Origin of the sequence: Paenibacillus brevis, from assembly GCF_018919145.1 — a bacterium.
Taxonomy (GTDB): Bacteria; Bacillota; Bacilli; order Paenibacillales; family Paenibacillaceae; genus Fontibacillus; species Fontibacillus brevis.
In genome coordinates this window covers 221,957-239,063 of record NZ_JAHLQJ010000005.1, presented here as the reverse complement: position 1 = coordinate 239,063, position 17,107 = coordinate 221,957, and the positions used below count along the sequence as shown (strand labels likewise).

At 49.0% G+C, this 17,107-nt stretch carries 14 protein-coding genes; 7 read left to right on the top strand and 7 right to left on the bottom strand.

Annotated features, from left to right (window positions below):
- Positions 1–287: 287 nt before the first annotated feature.
- Positions 288–1,211 (top strand): ketopantoate reductase family protein, encoded by a 924-nt coding sequence (locus KQJ23_RS07855; RefSeq protein ID WP_216478300.1) that lies wholly within the window; start codon positions 288–290, stop codon positions 1,209–1,211.
- A 233-nt stretch (positions 1,212–1,444) separates the two neighbouring features.
- Here the strand turns inward: KQJ23_RS07855 and KQJ23_RS07850 are convergent, their stop codons facing one another.
- The 6 genes from KQJ23_RS07850 to KQJ23_RS07825 all read right to left on the bottom strand — a co-directional run bounded on the left by KQJ23_RS07850 (position 1,445) and on the right by KQJ23_RS07825 (position 8,291).
- A complete protein-coding gene (locus KQJ23_RS07850; protein ID WP_216478299.1) occupies positions 1,445–2,443 on the bottom strand; it encodes a LacI family DNA-binding transcriptional regulator in 999 nt (332 codons plus the stop codon).
- A gap of 42 nt (positions 2,444–2,485) precedes the next feature.
- Positions 2,486–3,574, bottom strand: coding sequence for a glycoside hydrolase family 172 protein (locus KQJ23_RS07845; protein ID WP_216478298.1), 1,089 nt, complete (start codon positions 3,572–3,574; stop codon positions 2,486–2,488).
- A 19-nt stretch (positions 3,575–3,593) separates the two neighbouring features.
- A complete protein-coding gene (locus tag KQJ23_RS07840) occupies positions 3,594–4,427 on the bottom strand; it encodes a carbohydrate ABC transporter permease (RefSeq protein ID WP_216478297.1) in 834 nt (277 codons plus the stop codon).
- Position 4,428: 1 nt separating this feature from the next.
- Positions 4,429–5,304 (bottom strand): carbohydrate ABC transporter permease, encoded by an 876-nt coding sequence (locus KQJ23_RS07835; RefSeq protein WP_216478296.1) that lies wholly within the window; start codon positions 5,302–5,304, stop codon positions 4,429–4,431.
- Between the two features lie 105 nt (positions 5,305–5,409).
- Positions 5,410–6,759 carry an ABC transporter substrate-binding protein gene (locus KQJ23_RS07830; RefSeq protein WP_216478295.1) on the bottom strand — a complete coding sequence of 450 codons (1,350 nt, stop codon included), beginning with the start codon at positions 6,757–6,759 and terminating at the stop codon, positions 5,410–5,412.
- Between the two features lie 68 nt (positions 6,760–6,827).
- Complete coding sequence (locus tag KQJ23_RS07825; protein WP_216478294.1) at positions 6,828–8,291, bottom strand: glycoside hydrolase family 32 protein; 1,464 nt, start codon at positions 8,289–8,291, stop codon at positions 6,828–6,830.
- A gap of 188 nt (positions 8,292–8,479) precedes the next feature.
- Between KQJ23_RS07825 and KQJ23_RS07820 the strand changes: the two genes are divergently transcribed.
- Positions 8,480–9,349 (top strand): ROK family protein, encoded by an 870-nt coding sequence (locus tag KQJ23_RS07820; protein ID WP_216478293.1) that lies wholly within the window; start codon positions 8,480–8,482, stop codon positions 9,347–9,349.
- 111 nt (positions 9,350–9,460) lie between these two features.
- Here the strand turns inward: KQJ23_RS07820 and KQJ23_RS07815 are convergent, their stop codons facing one another.
- Positions 9,461–10,297, bottom strand: a complete 837-nt coding sequence (locus KQJ23_RS07815; protein ID WP_216478292.1) for an SDR family oxidoreductase — start codon at positions 10,295–10,297, stop codon at positions 9,461–9,463.
- Positions 10,298–10,385: 88 nt separating this feature from the next.
- On the opposite strand from KQJ23_RS07815, the gene KQJ23_RS07810 reads away from it, so the two are divergent.
- The 5 genes from KQJ23_RS07810 (at position 10,386) to KQJ23_RS07790 (ending at position 16,943) form a co-directional block, all read left to right on the top strand.
- On the top strand, positions 10,386–11,414 hold the full coding sequence (locus KQJ23_RS07810; protein WP_216478291.1) for an ROK family protein: 1,029 nt from the start codon (positions 10,386–10,388) through the stop codon (positions 11,412–11,414).
- A 54-nt stretch (positions 11,415–11,468) separates the two neighbouring features.
- A complete protein-coding gene (locus tag KQJ23_RS07805; protein ID WP_216478332.1) occupies positions 11,469–12,677 on the top strand; it encodes an MFS transporter in 1,209 nt (402 codons plus the stop codon).
- 24 nt (positions 12,678–12,701) lie between these two features.
- Complete coding sequence (locus KQJ23_RS07800; protein WP_216478290.1) at positions 12,702–13,442, top strand: LytR/AlgR family response regulator transcription factor; 741 nt, start codon at positions 12,702–12,704, stop codon at positions 13,440–13,442.
- A gap of 2 nt (positions 13,443–13,444) precedes the next feature.
- The gene (locus KQJ23_RS07795) at positions 13,445–14,752 is read left to right on the top strand and encodes a sensor histidine kinase (RefSeq protein WP_216478289.1); all 1,308 of its coding nucleotides are present in this window, start codon (positions 13,445–13,447) and stop codon (positions 14,750–14,752) included.
- A 118-nt stretch (positions 14,753–14,870) separates the two neighbouring features.
- Positions 14,871–16,943 (top strand): serine hydrolase domain-containing protein, encoded by a 2,073-nt coding sequence (locus KQJ23_RS07790; protein ID WP_216478288.1) that lies wholly within the window; start codon positions 14,871–14,873, stop codon positions 16,941–16,943.
- The last annotated feature ends 164 nt before the right edge of the window (positions 16,944–17,107 follow it).

Below are 17,107 nucleotides of genomic sequence, written 5' to 3'. Positions count from 1 at the left end.
CCAGGTTCTTTCCTGGCACTGCTCGTTTTCTTTTCCGCCGGGGATGCCAGATGGCCCTAACGGACCAGTTTCTAATATGGAGAACTGTACGAAGGCGGCACGATAACGTCCTTAGAGTATGCGGCGACGTAAGCGCAGCTTACCAAAGAAAGATGTTATGAGCTAGTGGCTAAGTATATGGAGTGATCTAGCAAAGAACTAAGCCTCCCCAAGCCGATAATAAATATATGGTAAACTAACTATAGTTTAGTTTTAACGGTCAGACAATCTGGGATGGAGGCAAAAGAATGCGTATATTAGTGCTTGGAGCAGGCGGAGTGGGCGGTTATTTTGGTGGACGGCTTGTAGAAAAAGGAGCAGATGTTACTTTTCTAGTCCGAAGTCAGCGTAAGAAGCAGCTTGAGGAAGATGGCTTGGTTATCTCCAGTGTCAACGGCGATTTTAAGTTTCGTCCTGTGCTGATCACGATCGAGGATTCCGGTACGGCGGGAACTTATGACTTGGTATTGTTCTCAACCAAAGCCTACCATTTGCAAGCAGCGATTCAGGATGTAAAGCCATTTGTTGGCGAGCAGACAGTCATTCTGCCGTTGTTGAACGGTGTAGCGCATTATCCGGTACTGCAACGTGAGTTCGGGGAGGACAAGGTCATCGGAGGGCTTTGTTTTATTGAGACAACCTTGAACCGCGAGGGCCATATTGTACAGACAAGCAAGGCTGATACTGTAAGATATGGCGAGTTCGAGAATAAGCAAACCGACCGGATCCAGAAGATCGAACAGGTGCTGAGCGGAGCATTGCCTTCCTTCATTCGCAGTGAATTTATCGAACAAGATATTTGGCATAAGTATTTGTATATAGCCACGATTGCCGGTGTGACGACCTTGATGAGGTCTGCACTCGGTCCGATCCGTGAGAGTAAAGGCGGGCGGGATTTCATTCAGCATTTATTTCAAGAAATCGAGGGAATTATGCTTGAGCATGGGGCTCCGCTAGACCATGATATTGTGGCTAAACATATGGAGACGATGGACAAGTCCTCGGATGAAATGAAATCCTCGATGCTTCGGGATATGGAGAAGGGTCTGGATACTGAAGCAGCGCATCTGCATGGGTATTTGTTAAAGCTGGCCGGAGATTACAGCATCGAGGCTCCCTTCCTTCAGGCGGTTAATCAGAACCTGCTCGTGTATGAAGGAGCGAAATCATAAAGTACATCAAATCATCTGATTCTAGGCGGGTACCTGCGGGTATTCGCTTTTTTGTCCAAGTAGTTAGACGAGGCCTATTTGAAGGTTCTTTAATTTCGAACCAATACAGTATAAGTCAAATCAGACCTGCTTTTGAACTCAACCTTCCGACCATTATAACAGGCTGGGAGTTGAGCTGTAAGCAGGCCTAATCCATTCAGCGAAACAGGCAAAGCCTGAAGCTCATTCGTAAATCAACTGGTGCGCCGTACCATCAATTCCGTCGGAAATACTTCTTCGACTGGAGTAATCGGTTGACCGTCGACCTCAATGGACTCGATCATCAGCTTGGAGGCGGCCGCGGCCAGTTCGTTGATGGGATGCCGAATCGTTGATAAGCTCAACAACTCGGAGACGGTTGGCATGTCGTCGACACCAAGTATCGCAAGCTTCTCCGGAACGGCCAGCTCTAAATCTTTGCAGGCCTTTAAAGCCCCGATGGCGGAAATATCATTCAAACAAAACAACGCCTGGGGCAGTTGGTTGGTTTGGGCCAGGTTAACCACGGTATCGTACCCGAATTTCTCTGTCATATCGCCCGTCAACACTGTAGTCAGCCTGCCATGCTGCTGCAGGGCCTTGCTCGCTCCGTTCAGCCGGTCATCGAATCCGGGAACTTGCCCGTGCGGATACGTCAAAATGATTAAATTGTCATAGCCGCGGGATAACAAGTGATTCACCCCGGTCTGGCCGCTTTGGTAGTCGTTGACGCGCAGCACATGTGCTCCGTAAGGCAAATTGTGGCGGCCTACTGTAATGACAGGTACGTTAAGATTCATTAGTTTAGGCATGAACTTTTCCGTTTCCAATGTTGCCTTGACGATAATCCCGTCGACCATCTGGACGTTCATAAAGATTTCTTCAAAGTCCAGAAGGATGATTTTATATCCCAAGGCCTTCAACTGCTGCTTGATGACTTTGGCAAAGTGAAGAAAGTATAAGTCCTCAAAGTAACCGTCTCCGTCATAGACACTATCGGACAAAACAAGTCCGATGGTATGCATTCTGCCGGTAATAAGGCTTTTGGCCACAGGGTTTACTTGATACCCCAGCTTTTTGATCGAGAGACGGATCTTTTCCTTTGTCTCTACGCCCATTTTCTGAAAGTTGCCGTTCAAAAAATGAGAGACCGTTGCGGGCGATACACCCGCGTCTTTGGCGACTTGAACTAAGGTAACCCTCTTATTCGTCATTTTTGGACCTCTGTTTCTTTATAGTTGCGAAGTTTCTCTTGATTAACGCGGGCGTCTTTCTGATACGCCGGGCAGCTCGGGAAACGCTTGATGCGGCTCGGTCTGATACCAATAGGATATGGAACTCACGTCGTCGCTTCTTTCGAACAAAGCTTTTCCGTCATGTCCGATCTGTTGAACCGTGACTCGCAAATCCTCTTCAAACAAAATGGGATCAAGTATATGCCAACGATAGAAGCCGCGCATTGGACAAGCTGCTCCATCGTAAATATGCGCTCTTGTGGTATCTTTTACTGCAAAATAAGGAAAACCCATAAACGGGGTAGAGTACGTCTGTTCCTGAACCGGGTTGCCGTTGTCGGATTTCACAAACCCCCAGGCGCCGCCGAAGTAATCCTCTGCTCCCGTACCGCAAATCGTCGGCCAATCCCGGTCGCCGTCGAGGTAAAATTTCACTTCCCCTTCGCCGTACCAGTAGCGGGACAGGGAGGTCCAGGCCATATAGGTGCCGACATATTTCCCTCTTCCTTTAATTCCATCAATAATCGTATAATCCTGCTTGAGCCGGGTCGGATTTTCCCGGCGGAATTGAGCGTGGAAATATTCCGTATCCTCCGGCAGCCCATCAACCAGCAGGTAATCAAATTGATAAAAGAACGCCTCGATCTCTTGAGGGTGCTCATTCGTAATGGTTACTCTGGCGGATTTTCCGAAGGGCATGGCGAAATAGCTGTTCATGCCGCCGACCGGATTGACCACAATCGGCATGGAGTTGACGATTGCTCTGGCACCGAAGCCGTTGCAGAAGAAATCGCCTAATGGAACTTCCACGGATGGGGATTCTTCGCCGTCCCAATACATTCGGAGTACCAGGTCGCGCAATACGAACCAGCCGGATTCGGTTTGATCGGTAACGGTCATCCAGATATGCTGGATAATGCCGGGGCTCTCGATATCGACGAGCGTCGCCGTCTCGCCTTGAGCGAGGGAAATAAAGGCCTTTCCTTTTCTGGCAACCCCTAACGGGCCGGCCGCTTGCCCGCCTTCGCCTTTCAAGCCGCGAGGATTCTCCGCGGTAATTGCCCGGCTTCTTCCTTCCATTCTGCCAAAAAGTTGATTCATTGATTGCATGGGGATCTCTCCTTATCTCTTATCCTTTGACCGCACCATCGGACACGCCGGCCATCACGTATTTGTTCAGGAACAGGTAAGTGATGATAATCGGAATGATACTGATACAGATTGCCGCAAACGTCTGGCCCCAATCCGTCGCGCCGAACGCCCCGATAAAATCCTGGAGCCCGACGGCGATCGTTTTGTATTGCTTATCGTTCGTAAAAGTGTTGGAAAAAATAAAATCGTTCCAGATGAAAATAAAATTGATCGAGGCGACCGTGACCGTCGTGTTGATGGTCAGCGGCGAGATGATTTTATAAAACACCTGATAGATGTTGCAGCCATCGATGGTGGCGGCTTCAATCAATTCATTGGGGACGTAGCTATAAAAGCTGGTGAAGATCAGAATCGACAACGGCAAGGCAAATCCGACTTGCGGCAGAATCAATGCCAAGTAGGAGTTCAGCATTCCGTAGTCTTTGTACATAATAAACAGCGGGATTAAAGTCACCTGAATCGGAATCATGATGCCGATCGTAAAGAACAACAGCAGCTTTGAATTCAGTTTAAAATTCATTTTGACAAGGGCGAAGCCTGCCGTTGCGCTGAGGAAGATGATCAGTGCCAGACAGCTGAAGGTTACGATGGCGGTATTTTTGATATACAGCAGCAGGCTGCTTTCCCTGAACACGTCGGCGTAGTTGGCGAATGACCATACGGTAGGCAGCGAAAACGGCTTGGTCGTCAGTTCGATGCTCGATTTGAAGCTGGACAACAGCAGCCAGATCACCGGATAAATTTGTACGATCAGTATTGCGATAACAATAAAATACAACAGGAAGGATAAGGCTGTTTTTTTAGATCGCATATTACGCGCCTCCTTTCCTGGAATTGAAGATAGTCCGGATGATCAAGACGGCAAGCAGGCTTTCGAGAACGATAAAGACGGCAATTGAACTCCCGTAACCATATTGGATCGTGGAGAACGCCTTTTTATACATATAGGTTGTGACCAACTCGGTCGATGAACCCGGAACCCCGATGATATAAGGGATATCGAAGCCACGCAGCGCGCCGGTGGTGCACATGATCAGCGCCAGACTCAGCACATGCTTGATGCTTGGCAGCTTGATATAACGGATTAACTGCCAGCCGTTAACGCCATCGATGGTGGCTGCTTCCTCGATTTCTTTCGGTATGGCGATCAGTGCCGCATAAAAGATAACCATGTACATCCCGGTAAAACGCCAGCCTTCGGGAATGGAGACAGCGATCAACGCGGTGTGCGGATCGGATAACCAGGCGCTTTGCAGATGGCCAAGCCCTATCCACTCCAGAAACATGTTGAGCAAGCCTAAAGGCTGCAAGGAATAGAAGTTACGGAACATTTGCGCAATGGCAACGGTGACCACGACGGCTGGCAAGTAATATAGCGTTCTGAAAATGCCGGCCCCTTTTTTGACATAGGAGAGCAACAGCGCAAAAAACAAGCCGATGAATACTTGCATCAACACAACGATGACGACGTAGGCCAGGTTATTTTGTACAGAGTTCCAGAAGTAAGGATCATGAAACATTTTGATATAATTGCCCAGCCCGATGTATTTGGCGTCCTTGATGCCGTTCCAATCTTGAAAGCCGTAATTCAGCGACTGGATGATAGGAATAAAGACGGTTCCCAAATAAAAGAGCAGGGCGGGAGTGACAAAGACCAACCATGCCTTCTTATCCTTGAGTACATTCATGTGGAATCTCTCCCATTGATTCAGATTGACAAACTTAGGAGGAAAGCTCCCCGCCCGGACCTTAACGGGACCGGGCAGGGGACAATTTGTGCGAGCACAAACGATTTAGTTGTTCACGTTCTGGGCGATAGTATCGTCGACTTGCTTGGCGAACTCTTCCGGAGTCATGCCTCCCATAGCCAATTTCATGATCAAATCGCTCATGACGGAGTTCGTATTGGCGTCAAGCAGCGTATCCCAAGGCTTGGCAAATTCCGAACCGTAGTTATCCATATCCTGTTTAATCTGCAGGAACAGCTCGGAGAACTTGGACTCGTCTTCAATCGTGAATTTCAAGGGAGACATCTGCTGTTTAGCCACATAGACGTCGCTGTAATTCTTTAAGACGAAGCTGAGAAAGTCTTTGGCGATTCCTTCGAATTTGTCGGCAGTCGCTGCCAGGCCGATCCCGCTGTTGCCGAAAAATTCGTTATCCGGTGTTTGGGCGCCCGTCATGGTCGGGAGATAGAAATAATCGACATTATCCTTCATATTCTTCGGCAGGTTCTCATTCACGAAGGACGGAATCTCCCAGGTGCCCATGCGATACATGGCGGCTTCGCCGTTAAGGAACATGTTTAGGGCCGTCGTGTAATCCGTCGTGGCGAATCCTTGTTGGAAGTATTGGCCGATTTCAGAGACGAAGCTTGCCGCTTGCATGCCGACTTCGTCGGTCATTTTAGCTTTACCCTGGCTCAGATTTCGGGCAAATTCATTCCCGGTAGCGCGGAATGGAATCATCGCCGCATAGCGCAGTACGGGCCAGACATCCACGCCGTCAACGGCGATTGGAGTGATGCCCTTTTCTTTAAGCGCCTTGCTGACGGTAAGCATATCATCGATCGTTTTTGGTTCGGTCAGGTTATTTTCCTCAAATATTTTCTTATTGTACCAAGTCATCTCCAGGTGGTATTCCAGGGGGATAAGGTACAAGCTTCCATCCGGCAGCTCCTGGTATTTCAACGCAGGCTCGTAGAACTGATCGTACAAGCCTTGCTCGTCCAGGAATTGCTTCATATCAACCAGCATTCCCGCTTCTGCCAGTTCCTGAGCGTACGGATCGGCGTCCGTATCAATAAATTCAGGAACCTCTCCGGAAGCCACGAGCGTTCTCAGCTTGGTCAAATACGAAGGCCGGTCGGCTGTCACTTGAATATCCAGCTTGAATCCGGGATGATCTTGTGCATAGCTGTCCGCCAGTTCCCGAACGGTTTGAATGATTGCTCCGTTCTCCGGCCGGGCCGTCAGCCAGGTAATTGTTTTGCCTTCGTTGCCTGCGGACGAATTCCCTTGGTCCTTGGCGTCGTCTCCGGCGTTCTTGTTCGCCGAACCGCCGCAGCCTGCGAGAGCGGTTGCAAGCAAAGCGGAAATAAAGATAAGAGAAAAGAACTTAAACCTTGTTTTGTTTCTTCCCATTTCAAAACCCCCCATTATTGATTTTATCTTTAAAAATCTCTTTGAGAGATTTTTAAATTCGCAGTAGATTAACGTACTTCCGCTGTCTTGATCTTGATGTCGTGAACTTTAACAGAACCTTCATTGGCATAAAAGCCGAGATAGCCGGTTTCGAAGTTATAGATCCGCGTGGTCATCGCGACCATGTCGTTAACGTAAAGGCACAATATATCATCCTCTAAAATTAGCTTGACGTGGATTTGTTCATGCTCCGCAAAGCGGAACGGACGCTCCAATTCGATCATTTGCGGTTTGTCGCCGGCAATTTGCCATTGGAAGAAGCCGGGCTCGGTTCTGGGCCACATATCGAAAGCAATCCGATTGTGGAACGGATCAAATTTGATGAAATAGCCGGTGTCGAGCGCCTTGTCGGTGCGCAGCGCAATGCCGAAATCCTTGGCCTCATCCCAGTCCGTAAACGCGGCTTCGATCAGAACCTGAGCAGGAAGATCATTCAAGACCCGGTAAGCCAGTCCATCGGGAGAAGCCAGTTCGAAGCAGCGGCCGTCGTGGCGGCAGTTGCTTTCCGCTTGGGGAAGGAGGTCGCTCTCGGTATTAAAATGCTCATAGATGGCTTGAGGCATCCTGACGAGCAGATCGCCGCCATCATTTTGGTGAATTTCATGCACGACCAAGGTTCCGGCCCATTCCCAATCACCATAGTCACTTGACCCTTGCTTGGAAGGGACCCAGCCGAACGCGTACCTTTGCTGTTCGTCCGAAGCCGTTTTCGCCGCGTAAAATCCCCTGCCGTCAAAGGTGTCCGGGATCGGGGAAGAGTAGATGCCCCGGATGCTTTTGCTCTTCTTATAATGCGTCACGAACTTCTCGCTGAACGTCGAGTAGACCAGGTAATGCCAGTCTCCCATTTGAAAATAATCCGGACATTCCATCGTGATATACTTGTCCGGATTGTAGAACGGTTCGCGATAACTCCAGTGCACGAGATCATCAGAAGTAAGGAGTGCGATGCAGCCGCCTTTCTTCTCGGAGGAGTTCATTAATCTGGAGGTCACGAGCATCCAGTACTCTTGCCGTTCCTCATTGAAAAACACGAACGGATCACGCCAATCGAACTGCTCGTAGATCACCCCGTCGCCATACAGCTTGAAATCGGCATCCTTCGTCCAATGAATTCCGTCGGTTCCGGTGGCCTTCAATACAACCTGCAAGGGCTTGCCGTCTACGCTGAACTCGGCGTTGGGATTGTGCCCGGTATAAAAGAGGTGGTACAAGCCGTCTTGGTCCATGATCACGGAACCGGTATAGGCATTGCGGTCCGGCTCGGTTTCATCGCCGTTTGGCAATGTGACCCCATAATTTTTAAAATCCAAGCCGTTTTTAGTGGTAATCAGATTCCATGTCGTATGGTTTCCGTAATCACCACCGTCTCTTTGATCATGGAGATAGTAGAGCTTATACTCTCCACGGTCATAGAACGGGATTACGTCTCCGACCCATCCGTCTTGCGGTTTGTAAAATACTTTTTTCATCTTGTCATCTCCATTTGGTAAAACGTTTTACAAAATCATAATAACATAATTTATTATCTTGTCAACGGTTACATTGCTTATAAATATCGATAAATACTTTTGTTTTCAGAGATAAAAAAATGATGTGGTAAAACGTTTTTCTTAATAGTAAAATATACACGGAAACACTTACAGAGGAGGAGCTAACAATGAGAATCGGTGCGATTGAAGCCGGAGGTACGAAATTTATATGCGGTGTCGGAAATGAACAGGGGGAAATACTCGAACGAATCAGCTTTCCGACGGAAGCGCCGGAGATAACATTGGAGCAATCGGTCGCGTTTTTTCGGGACAAGGGTATTGAGGCGCTCGGCATCGGATCCTTTGGGCCGATCGACCTGGATCGCTCCGGTCCCGCTTACGGGCTGGTGACCACGACGCCGAAGCCGGGATGGGCGGGATTTGACTTCGTCGGATATATGAAGCGCTTCTTTACGGTACCGATCGGTTTCGATACCGACGTGAACGCTGCTGTTTTCGGCGAGGCGAAGTGGGGCGCGGCCAAGGGATTGGATAGCTGCGTTTACTATACGATCGGAACGGGCGTTGGCGTCGGGGTGTACGCGGAAGGCAAATTGGTGCATGGCCTGGTCCATCCGGAAGGGGGGCATATCTTAACCCGGCGGCATCCGGAGGACAATTTCAAAGGGGTATGTCCTTTTCATGATGACTGCTTGGAGGGGATGGCCAGCGGACCCGCAATCGAAAAACGCTGGGGAGTGAAAGGAAACGAATTGCCGGACGATCATAAAGCATGGGAGATGGAAGCTTACTATCTGGGTCAGGCCCTTTCAGGGGTGATTCTATTGTTATCGCCGAAAAAAGTAATTCTCGGTGGCGGGGTCATGCACCAGGAGCAGTTGTTCCCGTTAGTCCGTGCGCAAGCGGCACAGAACTTAAACGGATACGTTGCTTCCCCTGCTATTCTTGACGATATGGACGATTATATCGTTCCTCCGGCCTTGGGAGACAACGCCGGATTATGCGGAGCGCTCGCGCTGGGAATTGCTGCAATCTAAGAGGTGGCGTATAGTGAGTGGAAGGTCCAATTAGATATCGAATGAGCAAATAAGAGAAAGGCCGTGAAAGGGAGCTATACAGCCTCCTTTCACGGCCTTTCTCTTATTTGGCTAACTTAATCCCGTCCAGATCAGGCTTTGCTCGTATAATTGCTGCTGAAGCGCCGCATCGTAGGAGATCGGGACAGTGCGGACAGGCTGCAGCCCGGTGTAATAGTTGCCCGTAATCTGGCTTACCTCTGGTGAGGTAGCCAGATAAAGCGAGGTCGCAGCCCCTTGCTCCGGACTTTGCATCACTAGCTTCATCAAGGGACGGACGAAGGAGGGCGCTGATCTTGCGGATTGAGGTGTATAGATAACTCCCGGATGCAGAGCATTTACAGTGACTTCATTCTTCGGCAATTGCTTGGCCAGGAAATAGGTCAACATCAGCAGGGCTGTTTTGGCTTGTTTATAGACGTTCATGCCGGAATATCTGCCGGCATCTTGCTTCGGCAGAAATTCAAGCCTGAGCTGGTTGGTCTGCATACGTGAAGCTACATTAATGATACGCCCCGCGCCGGAAGCCTTCAGGGAGTCGAGCAGCAAATGGGTTAGCAGGAAGGGAGCCAAATAATTCACGGCAAAGGTCATTTCATAACCGTCTTGACTAAGCTGTTTCTGTGAAAATACGCCCCCGGCATTATTGATTAGTACGTCCAATCGTCCATAGCGCTCGCCAACTTGCTCGGCAAGCTGGCGAATATCTGCAAAGGAAGACAGATCTCCCACCAACACATCAATAGCGGAATTACCGGTGCGACTCGTAATTTCCTGCCGTGCATCCTCTCCACGCTTCGCATCGCGGCTGACAAGCACCACATGAGCGCCTTGTTTCGCTAATCCTTCAGCGGTAGCAAAGCCAATGCCGGAGTTCGCTCCTGTAACTAGACAAATTTTAGGCTCCATCATTTCCTCCTTGACATTTATTCCGGGTCAATTTATATTCCTCTTATTAAAAGAGTTAAAAAAAGTAGGCTAAGAAAGAAGTGATTCCATGATACCTACCTCCCATAATACACGGCAAGTGAAAAAAATCAATGTGGAATTGGTTAAAAATACCTTGAAGGCTATAGGGACCGGTACGAAGGCATCGATTGCCGGAAGCACCGGTTTAAGCGTGGCAACCTGCGGGACGATCCTTAATGAACTGGTTGAGAGCGGAGAGGTGCTTGAGACGGAATTCGAGGAGTCCAGCGGCGGGCGCCCGGCCAGACAATATATGTTTAATGCCGATTATGCTTATGTACTATGCTTGTTGGTGAAAACAGAGAGCGGCGCCCATTCCATTAGCTATGCCATCGTTAATCTGATGGGCGAGATGGTGGAAGAGGAGGTTAGGAGCCTCCCGCCTATCGACCGATCGCGAATTGATTTGATCATTGGGGAATTGATTCAGAAGTACGACAACATCAAGGCGATCGGCATCGGGATTCCCGGTGTAGCCCATCATGGGGTTATCGGGATTTGCGATGTTGCTGCCTTAGCCGGACTCGCCCTTGGTCCTTGGTTAGAGGAGAAGTACGGTATCGACGTCATTATTGAAAATGACATGAATCTTGCGGTCTATGGCTTTTACAACCTGCAAGATGTCGAAGAAGACAAGACGGTGGCCGTCGTGACCTTCCCTAACAACCATTTTCCCGGTGCCGGCTTTATTGTGAATGGTCGTATGGTGACCGGACATACGCACTTTGCGGGTGAGGTATCCTATCTGCCGTTTGGTATGACCAGGGAAGAGCAGTTGGCGAAGTGGCATGAGCAGGAGCACTTTATGACCAACGCGGTCCAGGTTCTTGCTTCCATCATCGCGATCATGAATCCGGTGTCCATCGCAGTAACGGGGGAATTAACCCATCCGTCCATGCTGGAGCCGTTAACGGAGAGCTGCATGAAGTATATTCCGAAGGAGCATATGCCCCTGCTTACGATTAAGAATGACATCCATCATGAATATTTAACGGGTATTATCACCCTGGCATTAGAAAGCTTGACTTACCGTTTGCAATTAGTGGAACGTAGATAATTAGGAGGCATTACTCACTTGAAATTACGAACTGGCTACATAAGCAAAAACAAGATGTATATCATGCAACTCGTAACGATTTTTTTAGGCTTTATTATTTTCGGCATCTCGGAAAATATTAAGGGACCCGCCATACCTAGAATTCAATTTGACTTCAATCTGAACGAAGAGCAGCTAGGCAGCTTATTATCCTTGAATGCACTCGGTTATCTCATTGCGTGTTCCTTTACAGCTATCCTGGTACGAAAATGGGGGATCAAGGCGACAAGTATCATGTCTTTCGCCTCCATGCTGCTCTCCGGGGTTTTCATTTTCTTGTCCCACACCTATCCGCTATTTGCAGGTTCCTATTTCCTCATGTATATCGGCAACGGTATGCTTGAGATTGCTCTCGCTATTTTGGGTGCTAGAATTTTTGTCAAAAATGTAGGTACGATGATGAACCTGTCGCACTTTTTCTATGGAATCAGTTCGACCGTTGCGCCTTTGCTGGCCACCGGCGTCATGTCGATGCAAGTCTTTGGACATACGCTGGATTGGCGGGGCATGTACCTGGTGATGCTCTCCTTATCTTTGCTTCCCATCCTGAGCGCATTGTATAGTAAATTTCCGGGGGACGATTTGCCGCTGGAGAGCCGAACCCCGTTTAAGGAGTTGACGCGGGACCCGGCATTATGGTGGATGGTGCTCATCCTGTCCTTTGGCGTGGTATCCGAGCTCGCGGTTGGGGGCTGGCTGGTCAATTTTCTGGAGAAGGCGTACCATTGGGATACCGTCAAGGCATCCGGCCTATTATCGATCTTCTTCCTGCTATTCTCGGTAGGACGGCTTGTGCTCGGCCCAGTGACGGACAAAATTGGCTTCACCCTGTCTCTGATTATTTTCTCTGGTTTCTCGGCGGCATGCACATTTATCGCGATTGTCGGAGGGGAACGGTGGTCCTTTCTGTTTGCTGCCTCAGGGCTGGGCATCGCGATGATTTATCCAACGGTCATGGCCTTTATTGCCAAGCGCTATCCGCGCGGGAGTGACACGGCCATCACCTTTACCGTTACTTTGATGGGACTTGGTAGTGTTATTGGGAATTATCTGATTGGGTTTGTGATTGAAACGGTCAAAAAAATGTACGGAGAAGCGACACAGATGGGGCTATTGCGCGGGCTACAGGCGGGATACGCATTTATCGGACTGTGTGCTCTTCTGTGTACGCTTTGCGGTTTTGTATTATATCGTTATCTCAAAAGACGCGGGGAACTGATTTAATCAAGCGAGATAGGAGGCGGCTTCTTGTATCGTATTGCGATTTGTGATGATGAAGAGCGGCAGCGGGAGCAGGTCCGGCAATTGCTGCTTGCCCTATCGGTCAAGAGCGGAATTGATTTTGAAGTCACGGCATTTGAGGCTGGAGAGCATTTGATCGAGTATTATGAGGCCGGTGGCGAACCGTTCCATATTCTTATTCTGGATATTGAAATGAATGGACGGAATGGAATAGAGACGGCCCGGAGACTGCGGGAGATGAAGCGGCAGAGTGAGCAGATCATCTTCCTGACCAGCTATCCGGAGTACATGCTGGAGAGCTTTGATGTCATCACGTTTCAGTATCTGATCAAGCCGGTGGAGCCTGAGGTATTTGAAGAGAAAATGTTGAAGGTATGCCGTTTCTTCCAGGAAAGTGAGTCAGATATTCTGATTATCAAATCTGCGCATGAAGAAATTGTGCTTAGACAAGATGAGATTATTGCCATTGAGGTCGTGAAGAGTTTAACGGTCAAGAATAAACTCAAGTTCACGACCACACATGCCGTCTACGAAGGTAAGGGGTTAGTTTCCGGCTATGCCTCGGCGCTCAAGGCGGAACGCTTTCTGCAAATCCACCGCTCCATTTTGATTAATTTATTGCATGTGCATAAGTTTTCCGGGGGACAGGTGGTGATGTCGAACGGCATGCAGTTACCGATCGGCCGGTCCAAGATGAAGGAAGTCAAGGATGCCTGTACAAAATTTATGGTCTTGAAGGCGGAGTGAGGATGGACGGTATGCTGCTTTTTCTTAATTTGAGTGTGGTGCTGGTTATGGCCGTGCAGGTGAACTTCTACTTTAACTCCGTGTTTGGCAAGGAGAAGAGCAAGCCGACGAAGAAATGGTTTGTTCTTCTCTTTCTTCTGCTGAATTTTTTGTATATGAGCGTCTACTTCACACCAATTTTGTCCTCCTTAATCGCCCTATTCGTCATCTTCAGTCTAGCGATGGGGTATGAAGTGGAGATGCGCATGAGGGTGATCTTCTCGGTGCTGTACGCCGTGCTGATCTCCCTCATTAACTTACTCTGTTTGTATTTGCTCAATCCTTCGACCTCTGTGGTTCTGGACAATTGGGAGATCGTGCAGGCACGGGAAGAGATGTTGGTTGCCAAGATGAGTATTTTGCTGAGCAGTATGATCATGTTTGCCGTCGTACAGATAATCCGGTTCGTTGCCAAACGCCGCAGCTTCCCTCTGCATTCACGCTATTACCTGATGTTTCTAAGCGTGCCGATCATCAGCATCTATCAAGTGAACGTGCTGTCTGTCTACAGCGAGAAGAACATTCATTACTTCATCTCCATTATCGGTTCCATCGTGCTGAATGTGCTGGTGGTCTATATACTGGACACCGTCATTGCCAGATTCCAATTGTCGCAGGAGAATGCCGGGCTTCAGCAGCAGATGGATTATCAGGATGCGAACTACGAGAAGACGGTGCATAGCTTCAAGAAAATTAAAAGCATTATCCACGATAATAACAAGCAGCTGCTCTATGTCGCAGAGTGCATTGAACAGGGACAGGTGGACGAGGCAAGCCGGCATGTCCGGGTAATCTTGAATAAAGTGGAGCATGCTTACCATCGGGTGAACACCGGGAACCTGGTCGTCGATGCGTTGGTGACGAACGCGCTGAACATCGGTCAGGAGAACGGTATTCGCGTGGATACGGAGCTTAGCTTGCAGGATCGGGAGCTTGGAATCGAACGCTATGATCTTTGCGTCGTGCTGGGGAATCTGCTGGATAATGCAGTAGAGGCTTCCAAGAAGGTACGGGTCGCGCAGGACCGACATATCCGGATTCAGATTCGTTCCAATAAATCTGCACTTTTGATTTGCGTCCGCAATTATGTAGACCGTGAGATGAGCGATCTGAGTACCCGGAAGGCAAGCTCTGGTTATCACGGCTTTGGCTTGGTCAATATTGAGCGAATTTGTGAGAAATACGGCGGACATATGACGATTGAATCTGACAATCACACGTTTGACAACATGGTGATGATCCCTTTCTCAACCAAAGACTCCTCAGCCTAAAAATGCTGTTCAGGGGTCTTTTTTTTCGTTTCGGGGTCTTTCCATGCTCGTGAAGAAATTCATCCGTATAATGAGACTCAATCAAAGAATTTGGATGGAGAAGAGAGGAGATCACCCTATGAATACATTGAAAAAGCTAGGCGTGGCTACAATTGCAGCCCTGATGTTCGCTTTGCCGGTAGCTGGAGTTGGTGCAGCAGATCATAAGGATGTCGGACTCGCCGAGCGCAAAGCGCGGGAAGCTGCCGAAGTGCTCGTTCGGGATTATGGCGTAAATAGCGTGCAATATGCGATTCGCGATCAAGGAAAGGTTGTATTGTCTGGTGGACTTGGGGTCACGCAAGATGGGAAGCAGGAGGCAGTCTCCAAAGATACTATGTTTGGTATCGGTTCCGTGAGCAAGGTGTACTCTACCGCGGCCGTGCTGATGCTGGTTGATGCTGGGAAGGTGGACCTTGATCGTCCGCTGACAGACTATATTCCCGATTTTCAAATGGCCGATGAACGCTACAAACAGATCACAACCCGGATGCTGATGAATCATTCGGCAGGATTATATGGTAGCCATTATAAGAATAGTATGCTGATGGCGGATAATGACTCGCAGAACTATGATACATTGCTGGAAAATTTGCGGAACGAGCGGCTGAAATCCGATCCGGGAGAATATTCGGTATACGCCAATGATGGATTTCAGTTGCTACAGCTTTTGGTAGAACGAGTAAGTGGGTTAAGCTATAACGAATACCTGGATCGCTATATGAGCACGCCGCTAGGGTTAACTTATACCAAGACGCCATTAGATACGTTTAATCGGGCTTCGTTGAGTCCGGTGCGCTTCCCGGGGATTGCCGGGGATTTGCCGGATGAGAATGCGAATATACTGGGAACGGGTGGGATTTACTCTACCGCAGAAGAAGTAACCCTGTTCTCGGAGGTATTGATGGGTAAACGTCCTGAGCTCATGTCTACCGAATCTGCACTGGCCATGCAGGCCAAGGAGTATCGTAAGGGCATCTGGGTAGAAGATGAGACTAATACGTATGGTTATGGTCTCGGGTGGGATTCCGTAGACCTCAGTCCGTTTGACCAATACGGCATTAAGGCAGTGACCAAGGGCGGAGACACGGTTCTCTATCATGCGGCATTGATTGCCTTGCCGGAAGAAGGTCTGTCCATCGCGCTGCTGACCTCAGGTGGTTCTTCGATCTTCAATACGCTCTCGGCATCCAATATTATGCTGGCTTACTTACAGGAGACGGGGCGAATTGCTGAAGTATTGCCTCCGCCAACCTTTGAAGCGCCTGTGAAAGTAGATGTGCCAAGGGAATTGCTTGAGTTCTCTGGTCTATATGGGACGGTAGGTTCAACCCTTGAGGTAGCCATGGAAGACGGTGTGATTGCCATGCCTAGCTTATTAAGCAATATGATTCCGGAACAGAATTACGTATACACAGGTGATGGAGAGTTCACTAGTGAGGATGGCCACACCTTGATCAGCTTTGATGAACAAACTAATGGACATACGTATATGCGTACCCGGACCAACCTGGAGCTTCCGGGGCTTGGACAGACGCTTATGGCTTACTATGAATATCAAAAGCTGGGCGAGAACGTATTAAGTCCAGAGGTATCCAAGGTATGGCAACAAAGAGAAGGCAAAACGTATTACGCACTGGACGAGAAAATTAATTCTCTCTTCTATCTTGTTCCTTCATCCATCCTGTGGAAGCCACTTGTGCTGGATGAGAAGGGCGGCTATGCCAATGGAACACAGATCAAGGATGCAAATCATGCCGTTAACATCGCAGAAATTCCAGTAATGAATGGCCGTGATACCTTTGATCTGAGCTTTCAGCAGCGAGATGGAGTAGAATACCTGATGGAAGATGCCCGCACTTACGTAAGTGAAGCGGCAGTAAGCACGATTTATGGCGGGACGGCTTCACGAGTCACGATTCCTGAATCGGGTTATGTGCGGTGGTTCAAGGTGGGCAGTGAGGCTGCCGGGAAAACGATGAGCGTACAGCTTCCGGTTGGAGGAGGATTTGCCGTCTATACGGCAGACGGGGGGCTGGTGGAGTTCTCCGTAGCCAGTGGCAATCGGGCGGCGCTTCTGCCGGAGAATGGCGTTATCGTGTTCGGCGGTCAGGCGGGAGATGTGTTCGAGATCAAGTTAGCCAATAAATAGGGAAACATGTCTTGGGCTGGCGGAACTATAAAAAACAGCACGTCCTGCGGGAGAGGTTCATCCTCCCGCAGGATTCGTTTTTTTAAATCCTATCAGACGGAGCAGCTTAATTAAACCAACGGACATCTCCGTTATAAATGAGTGTTACCTTGATATAAGTAGCA

Bases quoted from the DNA above. Each gene is read 5' to 3' on its own strand.
- KQJ23_RS07855 (WP_216478300.1), top strand. From the start codon at position 288: ATGCGTATATTAGTGCTTGGAGCAGGCGGAGTGGGCGGTTATTTTGGT.
- KQJ23_RS07850 (WP_216478299.1), bottom strand. From the start codon at position 2,443: ATGACGAATAAGAGGGTTACCTTAGTTCAAGTCGCCAAAGACGCGGGT.
- KQJ23_RS07845 (WP_216478298.1), bottom strand. From the start codon at position 3,574: ATGCAATCAATGAATCAACTTTTTGGCAGAATGGAAGGAAGAAGCCGG.
- KQJ23_RS07840 (WP_216478297.1), bottom strand. From the start codon at position 4,427: ATGCGATCTAAAAAAACAGCCTTATCCTTCCTGTTGTATTTTATTGTT.
- KQJ23_RS07835 (WP_216478296.1), bottom strand. From the start codon at position 5,304: ATGAATGTACTCAAGGATAAGAAGGCATGGTTGGTCTTTGTCACTCCC.
- KQJ23_RS07830 (WP_216478295.1), bottom strand. From the start codon at position 6,759: ATGGGAAGAAACAAAACAAGGTTTAAGTTCTTTTCTCTTATCTTTATT.
- KQJ23_RS07825 (WP_216478294.1), bottom strand. From the start codon at position 8,291: ATGAAAAAAGTATTTTACAAACCGCAAGACGGATGGGTCGGAGACGTA.
- KQJ23_RS07820 (WP_216478293.1), top strand. From the start codon at position 8,480: ATGAGAATCGGTGCGATTGAAGCCGGAGGTACGAAATTTATATGCGGT.
- KQJ23_RS07815 (WP_216478292.1), bottom strand. From the start codon at position 10,297: ATGGAGCCTAAAATTTGTCTAGTTACAGGAGCGAACTCCGGCATTGGC.
- KQJ23_RS07810 (WP_216478291.1), top strand. From the start codon at position 10,386: ATGATACCTACCTCCCATAATACACGGCAAGTGAAAAAAATCAATGTG.
- KQJ23_RS07805 (WP_216478332.1), top strand. From the start codon at position 11,469: ATGTATATCATGCAACTCGTAACGATTTTTTTAGGCTTTATTATTTTC.
- KQJ23_RS07795 (WP_216478289.1), top strand. From the start codon at position 13,445: ATGGACGGTATGCTGCTTTTTCTTAATTTGAGTGTGGTGCTGGTTATG.
- KQJ23_RS07790 (WP_216478288.1), top strand. From the start codon at position 14,871: ATGAATACATTGAAAAAGCTAGGCGTGGCTACAATTGCAGCCCTGATG.